Annotated in this window: 2 protein-coding genes; both read right to left on the bottom strand. The window is 72.7% G+C overall.

Features of this window, described 5'->3' with window-relative positions; all coding sequences use genetic code 11:
* Positions 1-25: 25 nt before the first annotated feature.
* On the bottom strand, positions 26-1,273 hold the full coding sequence (locus N878_RS19580) for a heme biosynthesis HemY N-terminal domain-containing protein (RefSeq protein ID WP_021445251.1): 1,248 nt from the start codon (positions 1,271-1,273) through the stop codon (positions 26-28).
* The coding region (locus tag N878_RS19575; RefSeq protein WP_021445250.1) for a uroporphyrinogen-III C-methyltransferase at positions 1,270-1,713 on the bottom strand (444 nt) is incomplete at its 5' end. The genes N878_RS19575 and N878_RS19580, both read right to left, overlap by 4 nt.

Raw genomic sequence — 1,713 nt, 5'->3', positions numbered from 1 at the left:
CTGCGCGACGATCGGCCGCAGCGGCTCAGGCGCGCACGCCCTGCGGCTGCGGCAGCGCCGGCAGGCCCTGATGGAGCAGGCCGAGGCTCTCCTGCAGCAGCTGGTTGCTGCGCTCCAGCTCGCCCAACTGGGCCAGCAGGCGCGCCAGCTCGGCGCAGGTTTCCGGGTGGCGCTCCAGCTTCAGGCTGGTCTCGAAGTAGTCGCGCGCCTTGCCCCACAGCTGGTTCTGCAGGCACAGGCGACCGAGGGTCAGCAGCAGCGCCGGGTCCTGCGGGTGCTGCTTGAGCCAGAGCTCGGCGGTGTGCAGCTGCTGCGCCGGATCGGCGCCGCGCAGCACGCCGTAGAAGCGCGCCAGGCGGCTGTCGTAGGCGCGCTTGAGGGCGCTGCGCAGCACCTGTTCGGCCTCCTCCTGGGCGCCCAGGCGACGCAGTTGCTCGACGTAGGCGGCGATCAGCTCGGGCTCCTGGCGCAGCGGCGCGGAGAGCTGCTGCCAGGCCTGGGTCAGCGGCTGCAGGGCGGTTTCGCCATGGCCCAGACCGGCCTGCCCGGCATCACCCAGGCGACCGCGCCAGGTCGCGCGCTCCAGCTCGTCCAGCTCGGCGGCCGGCAGGGCCTTCTCCTTGCGCAGCTCCGGCAGCAGGCCGAGCAGCGCCGACCAGTCCTGGCGCTGCAGGTACAGGCGCTGCAGCTGGCGCAACACCAGGTGATGGCCGGGATGACGCTCGCGCATCGCCTGCAGCGTCTCCAGCGCCGCGTCGCTCTCGCCGCGGCTCTGCTGCAGTTCGGCATGGGCCAGGGCGATGGCCAGTTCGGCCTGCGGCTGGCGCGCCAGGGCGCGCTCGAGCATGGCGTCGCTCTGCTCGTGCTGGCCCAGCTTGTGCGCCGCGCGGGCGGCGCCGAGGTAGTACATCAGCGGCTGGGGTTCGTCTTCGGCGGCCCGACTCAGCTGGCGCAGCGCGCGCGCCCAACGGCCCTCGGCCAGGTCGAGCAGGCCCTGCTGCGAGGCCAGCCGCGCCCGACGGTGACGATGCAGGCGCGACCAGGGGTTGGCCAGGCGCGTCGAAGCGAGCAACAGGCGCAGGCTGGCGCGCAGCAGGTAGAGCAGCAGCACCACCACCAGCACCAGGGCCAGGAAGGCCCACAGCCCGGACTGGTAGCGGAAGCCCTGGTAGGCGAACAGCACGTAGCCGCGGTCGGCCTGGATCGCCAGGCCGAGCAGATACAGCAGGCCACCGACGGCGAGCAGGAGCAGCAACCAGAGCAGGCGCTTCATGGCGCCTCCCCGGCCGCGGCGGCCCCCTGCCGGCGCTGCGCCTGCTTGCGCTGCAGGTAGGCCTGCAGCGCCTCGAGCGACTCGCTCAGATCCGGCACCTGCACCTCGACCCGCTCGTCGGCCAGCTCGGCGAAGCGCTGACGCAGGGCGCGGCTATCGGGGTTGTCCAGATTGAAATGGGCGTCGAGGATCTCCCCGGCCTGCTTCAGCGCCTGCCGATAGACCCCGCTCTGGCCATGCAGCGCGGCCCACTGCGCCTGCTCCAGGGCCAGCGACAGGCTCAGGCGCACCTGGCTCAGGCTCTGCCCGGAGAGCAGCGGACGGATATTGCGGTCGGCGTCGAACTCGATGCGGAAGTACTGCGCCAGGGTCGCCAGCCATTCGCTCCACCAGGCGCGGCCATCGCCCTCGGCGGCCAGGTCGGCGAGCACGTCGCCCTG

This window comes from Pseudomonas sp. EGD-AK9, from assembly GCF_000465935.2.
In the GTDB taxonomy this organism is placed as follows: Bacteria; Pseudomonadota; Gammaproteobacteria; order Pseudomonadales; family Pseudomonadaceae; genus Aquipseudomonas.
The sequence above is the reverse complement of the archived record's forward strand: the minus strand, read 5'-3'. Positions and strand labels throughout refer to the sequence as shown.

Bases quoted from the DNA above. Each gene is read 5' to 3' on its own strand.
- N878_RS19580 (WP_021445251.1), bottom strand. From the start codon at position 1,273: ATGAAGCGCCTGCTCTGGTTGCTGCTCCTGCTCGCCGTCGGTGGCCTG.